General features: G+C 76.5%; 6 protein-coding genes. 5 read left to right on the top strand and 1 reads right to left on the bottom strand.

All coding sequences use genetic code 11. The annotated features are described in order from the left end of the window. Nucleotides 1-810: PAS domain-containing protein (locus ABD323_RS37840; protein ID WP_344446638.1), on the bottom strand; the 810-nt coding region annotated here is incomplete at its 3' end. A 323-nt stretch (nt 811-1,133) separates the two neighbouring features. Here ABD323_RS37840 and ABD323_RS37835 point away from each other — a divergent pair. From ABD323_RS37835 to ABD323_RS37815, 5 genes are all read left to right on the top strand, one after another. Then, nucleotides 1,134-2,420 carry a rhodanese-like domain-containing protein gene (locus ABD323_RS37835; protein ID WP_344446637.1) on the top strand — a complete coding sequence of 429 codons (1,287 nt, stop codon included), beginning with the start codon at nt 1,134-1,136 and terminating at the stop codon, nt 2,418-2,420. 88 nt (nt 2,421-2,508) lie between these two features. Beyond that, nucleotides 2,509-3,156: a DUF5819 family protein gene (locus ABD323_RS37830; RefSeq protein WP_344446636.1), complete on the top strand. Its 648-nt coding sequence runs from the start codon at nt 2,509-2,511 to the stop codon at nt 3,154-3,156. 181 nt (nt 3,157-3,337) lie between these two features. Further along, nucleotides 3,338-3,619 carry a hypothetical protein gene (locus ABD323_RS37825; RefSeq protein WP_344446635.1) on the top strand — a complete coding sequence of 94 codons (282 nt, stop codon included), beginning with the start codon at nt 3,338-3,340 and terminating at the stop codon, nt 3,617-3,619. Between the two features lie 41 nt (nt 3,620-3,660). Next, nucleotides 3,661-4,110, top strand: a complete 450-nt coding sequence (locus ABD323_RS37820) for a hypothetical protein (protein ID WP_344446634.1) — start codon at nt 3,661-3,663, stop codon at nt 4,108-4,110. After that, a partial coding sequence (locus ABD323_RS37815; RefSeq protein WP_344446633.1) for a LysM peptidoglycan-binding domain-containing protein occupies nt 4,110-5,522 on the top strand: 1,413 nt, incomplete at its 3' end. The genes ABD323_RS37820 and ABD323_RS37815, both read left to right, overlap by 1 nt.

The raw sequence follows: 5,522 nt of genomic DNA, 5'->3' as shown, positions 1-5,522 counted from the left end.
GCGGTGGCCGCGTACTGGTGGGCCTGGGCGGCGGAGCCCGGGGGCGAGCTGGGCCACCCCGTCGGTGGCGGGCTCGTAGGGCACCACCGGCAGCCGGGTGCCGGCGTCCACCCAGAGCGCGGGCACCCCGGCGGTCGCCAGCCGGTGCAGCAGGGACCGGCGGCGGGCGGCTCCGGTGCGCGGCAGCAGCGGGGCGAGCGCCTCCGCGCCGGAGGGGCCCGGCGGCGCCAGGGTGGCCGCGATGCGGTGGAAGCCGCCGTGCTGGTCGGCCGAGGCGGCGTACGGCAGCAGCCGGCGGCCGGTCGCGATCCGCGGCCCGTCCACCCGCAGCGGGCGGGCGTCGGTGGCCAGCGCGAGCAGGCTGCGGCCCTCCGGCTCGACCAGCGGGTAGGCCCACCACAGCACCGACCGCGAGCGCTCCTCGCGGTCGGTGACCGGCATCAGGCCGGACCAGGCCTCGGTGCGGGTGAGGTCCTCCAGGGTGCCGAAGGCGTCGCAGCGGCGGGCCGCCGCGCCCTGCGCGTCGCCCGCCGTGCGGGGCTCCAGCGCGGGCAGCAGGCCGGTCGCGGTCCGGCCCCGGACGGTCTCGGTGCGGTGGCCGAAGAGCTCCTCGGCGGCGCGGTTCCACAGCGCGATCCGGCCGTCCGGGTCGACCAGGACGGCTGCCAGCCGCACCATCGCGACCACGCCGGAGGGCTGCTCGGGTGCGCGCGCCGGCGTGCCGCCGCAGGCCGGGGCCGAGGTGAGACTCCCCGCGGACCAGGGCTGGTCCGCGGGGATGTCCGTGGTGGAGTTCGCGTCGTCCGCCATGGGATTCGTATCGCTCCCGCCTGGCCGGTCGGAGGCCGGCCCTTTCCTCTGCGGCTGTACCTGTGCGGCGCTCGGGTTTTCCGTGCCTGGGTCGCTCTCAGTGTGGCCTCCAGCGAAGCACGGACCGGGCCGCGACCGGTACTGAAACCGTCAGATTCGTCAGTATCAGTTGCGTGTCACCCAGCGTGCGCCGTCCCGCACGCCCTGTCCATGGTCGCGATGGCCGGATTTCGCTCTCCGCCGCGGGGCGCGGCGGGGCCGGGCGGCCCGGGTAGGCTCGGGCCCGGCCCGGGACCGACGAGAAGGATGAGCGAGGCGAGCCAGTGACCGCACAGAGCCCCGTCCGGTGGAGCGACCCCGAGCTGCCCTGGCTGGAGGAGCGGGTCGCGGCGGCGGAGATCGCCTGGCTGACCCTGGAGGTCGACCTGGAGACCCTGCGGGTCGAGATCGACAACTTCGCCCTGATCCACCACGAGCGGCTCGGCCCGCTCTACGCACGGCTCGACGAGCTGGAGGCGCTGGTGGCCGAGGCGCGGGCGGCCCGCACCGGCGACGCGGGCGACCGGCTGCGGGCCGAGCAGGCGCGCCGGCTGGTGGAGGAGATGCCCGACCTGGAGGCGCTCTTCGACAGCGTCCGGCAGGCCGAGGAGCGCCACGCGGACCGGTCGGGCGCGGCCGGGGACGGTGCGGGCGGCGCCGGTGCGGGCGAGGTGCCCGTGGAGCCGCCGCGCCGGGTGCGACCGGGCAAGGAGGCCCAGCGGCTCTTCCGCGAGCTGGCCCGCCTCGCCCACCCCGACCTCTCCACCGACCCCACCGAGCAGCAGCGCCGCTCGGCCTTCATCGCCCGGGTCAACGAGGCCTACGCGCGCGGCGACGCCCGTGAGTTGCAGGCGCTGACCGAGGAGTGGTCGACCGCTCCCGAGACCGCCCCCGAGCCGCAGGCGCCCGACCGCCGGCAGTGGCTGGACCAGCGGCTCGAGTGGCTGACCGCCCGGATCGGTGAGCTGGCCACCGAGCAGGTCCGGCTGGAGGCCACCGCGATGGGCTCGCTGCTCGGGCTCAGCCCGCAGGACCCGGACCGGCTGCTGGAGGAGCTCGCCGAGCAGCTGCTGGCCAGGGCCGCGGCCCAGCAGGCCGAGCTCGAAGGGCTGCTGGCCGGCCACCCCGGTGTGCCCGGGTACGCCGCACCGGGCGCCGAAGCGGTGCACAATGGTCCGTTCCCGGTGCCCGGCGCGGCGCCGGACCCCTCGCCCGATCCGCAGCCCCACCAGGAGAGTCCGCGCATGTTCCAGCAGATCCCCACCGCCACCGCCCAGGCCGTGCCCGCCGACGCGGTGCTGCTCGACGTGCGCGAGCAGGACGAGTGGGACGCCGGCCACGTCGAGGGCGCCCTGCACATCCCGATCGGCCAGTTCACCGCCCGGATCGAGGAGGTGCCCGACGCCCCGCTGTACGTGCTGTGCCGGGTCGGCGGGCGCTCCGCGCAGGTCGTCCAGTACCTGGTGGGCCAGGGCCGCGAGGCGTTCAACGTGGACGGCGGGATGTTCGCCTGGGAGCAGGCGGGCCGCCCGATGGTGAGCAGCTCGGGCGCCGAGGCGTTCGTGCTCTGAGCCGATCGCGCGGGCGGCCACCGCCCGCGCGCGGCAGCGGGACGCGGTACCACCGGCGAAGGGCACAGAGGCGCATGGAGGCCCGCTCATGACATCGGACCAGGCACCGCGGCCGGCCGCCGAGCGCGTCTGGTCGCTGCCCGCGCTGGCCGTGCTGGGCACCGCCGGGGTGGTCCTGCTGACCTGCACCGCGGTCTTCCTGGGCGCGGTGTTCCTGCACGTCGCGCCGTCCAACACGCTCGGGCAGCGCTACCAGGCGCAGGTCGACGGCGTGATCTACCCGGAGTTCGAGCAGAACTGGAAGCTGTTCGCCCCCAACCCGCTGCAGCAGAACATCAGCGTGGACGCCCGGGTGCGCACCTCGGAGGGCACCGGTGAGTGGATCGCGCTGACCGCGCAGGACATCGCGGCCATCCGCGGCAACCCGGTGCCCAGCCACGCGGACCAGAACCTGCTGCGGCGCGCCTGGGACTTCTACGACAGCACGCACGACAGCCAGGACGAGAGCGCCACCGGCCCGCGCGGGCCGCTCGCGGTGGAGTACCTCAAGCGGATCGCGCTGCAGCGCATCGGGCGCACCGTCGGCGGCTCGCCGATCACCGGGGTGGAGCTGCGCTGCGGCACCACGGCGGTGGCGCCGCCGCCGTGGAGCCGCGAGAGCGGGTCCGCTCAGCCGCAGTACCGCGAGCTGCCGTGGTGGACGGTGGACGACCAGGACTACCGGGGGCTGGCATGAGCGGCGAGGAGGGGACCCGCGCGCAGGAGCGGGTCGAGGGCGCGGCGGCGGGCATCCCGCGGCAGGCCGTGCGGGCCGGTGCCCCCGCACCGACCGCCCCGCCGCAGCCCGACCCCCCGCCGCCGCCCGGGCCGGGGCCCGGGCGGCCACCCTGGACCGCACCGGCGCCGAGCCGCAGGCGGTGGCCCAGGACGCGGTCACCCAGGCGCTGGCACAGCAGGGCGTGCTCTGCCGGCACGTCGGTGTCAGCGCGCAGAAGCGCCCGATCACCCGGGGGGACGTACCGGTCGACCAGGGTGGCGTACCGATGACGGCCGGCGGGCGGTCGCTCGAAGGCATATTCGTCGACGTCACGTGTACGGTCCGGGTGAATGATCTGTTCGTGGTGTGGGTACCACCGGGCGAGGTGACCCTGCACGGGTCCTTCACCTCGGTGATCGACCTCTACCGGTCGGGCAACTAGCTCCACGCCCGCATGCGCACCACCGGCCCTGGGGAGGGGACGTGAGGCTCCGTCGGGGCGGCCGTGACCGCGGCACCATCTCGATCTTCGTGGCGCTCACCGCCACGCCGATGATGCTCTTCATCGGCATCACGATGGACTGTGGCGGTCAACTGCGGGCCACCGAGCAGGTCGACGCCCGGGCCCAGGAGGCCGCCCGGATCGGCGGCCAGCAGGTCGACGAGGGCGCGCTGCTGGCCGGCAAGGGGTACTGGATCAACACCGGGGACGCTCTGCGGGCGGCCGGCGACTACCTGGCGCCGTTCGGGCTCACGGCTTCCTGGCCGGATCCGAAGAACCCGCCCCCCGATCTCGCTCCAAGCATCACCATAGTCGTCAACGGCAGCTACGACACAGCCCTGTTGGCGATTTTCGACACACCCACCCTGCCCGTCCGGGGCAGCGCGACCGCCACCCTGGCGGACGACGAGAAGAAAGCGGGGGGCGCCTGATGGCCGCGCCACGAGCCAAGGTCCATGCCCGTGCGGGTGCCTCGGCCGCGGGCCGCGCCGGCACCGGGGGAGCCCCTTCGTCGGACGGCGCCGCCGGCCGCCGGGGCAAGGACACCCGTCCGTCCTGGAGCACGCCGCGCGGCAGTGCCGCGCGCCCGCCGGCGCGGCGAGAGAGTCCGCTGCGCTCGCTGCCGGCCGCGCTCGGCGCGCTGCTGGTGCTGGCGGCGCTGCTGGCCGGCGTGCCGACGCTGCTGCTCTACGGCACCCACGCGGTCGCCGCGATGGGCGGCGTCGGGCACCGCAGCATCGGCCAGTTGCTGACCACCCCGGACGACGGGCGGCTCTTCCTCTGGGCGCTGGTCGGCATCGGCTGGCTCGGCTGGGCGTGCTTCGCCCTCTCGGTGCTGCTGGAGATCCCGGCCCAACTGCGCGGCCGGGTGGCCCGCCGGATCCCGACCTTCGGGTGGAGCCAGCGGATGGCGGCCGGCCTGGTCGGCGTGCTGATCGCGCTGCTGCCGGTGGCCGGTGCCTCGTTCGCGGCCACCACCGGCCCCGCGCAGCTGACGGCGCCGGCCGTGCCCGCCCAGATCGCGGCGGCGCCGCAGTACGCCGCGCTCGCCGCCGCCCCGCCCGCGGCGCCCACGGCGGCGCTGCCGGCCGCCGCCCCGCAGGCGCAGCAGCCCAGTTACACGGTGCGTGACAGCCGGCCCGCCGACAGCCTCTGGACCATCGCCGAGCACCAACTCGGCGACGGCAGCCGCTGGCAGGAGATCGCCAAGCTCAACGCCGGCCGGGTGATGGACGCTTCGGGAGTCCACTTCGACGCCGAACGGCCGATCCAGCCGGGCTGGCAGCTTCTGATGCCGGCCGACGCCCGGCCGGACGGCGGTCCGGGTGCGTCAACCCCCGCTTCCGGCACAGGTGGTGGCGCGAGCGCCGGGTCCGGTGCGGCCACCGCCGGCGCTGCCGGGCACGCCACCGCCACCGTCCACGAGGGCGATTCGCTCTCCGTCATCGCCCAGCGGGAGATGGGCAGTTCGGACGCCTGGCCGCAGCTCTTCGACGCGAACAAGGGGGTCCAGGCGCCGGACGGGGAGCGGCTGACCGATCCGGACGTCCTGGCGCCCGGCATGGTGCTCACCATCCCCGGGGCCCCCGCCGCCCCGCCCGCCGCGCCGCCCGCACCCCCCGCCCCGCCGGCCGCGCAGTCGCCCCCGGCCCAGGCTCCGAACCCGGGCGCCACGGTGCCCGCCACCGCCGCCTCGGCGCCGAACACGCCTGCCCCGCCGGCCGGTTCCGCCGCCCCGGCGCACCCGTCCGCCGCGCCGGTCCACCCCTCCGCGGCGCCCGACGCCGCCGCGCACCCGGGAGCCGGTGCCACGGCCCGCGGGCGGGGGGCCGAGGCCGCCGAC

This window comes from Kitasatospora nipponensis, from assembly GCF_039528135.1.
In the GTDB taxonomy this organism is placed as follows: Bacteria; Actinomycetota; Actinomycetes; order Streptomycetales; family Streptomycetaceae; genus Kitasatospora; species Kitasatospora nipponensis.
Note: the sequence above shows the minus strand (reverse complement) of the source record. Positions and strands in the feature narration are given on the sequence as shown.

What these genes read in the sequence shown, in the direction of transcription:
- ABD323_RS37830 (WP_344446636.1), top strand. Translation starts at nt 2,509, where the DNA reads ATGACATCGGACCAGGCACCGCGGCCGGCCGCCGAGCGCGTCTGGTCG.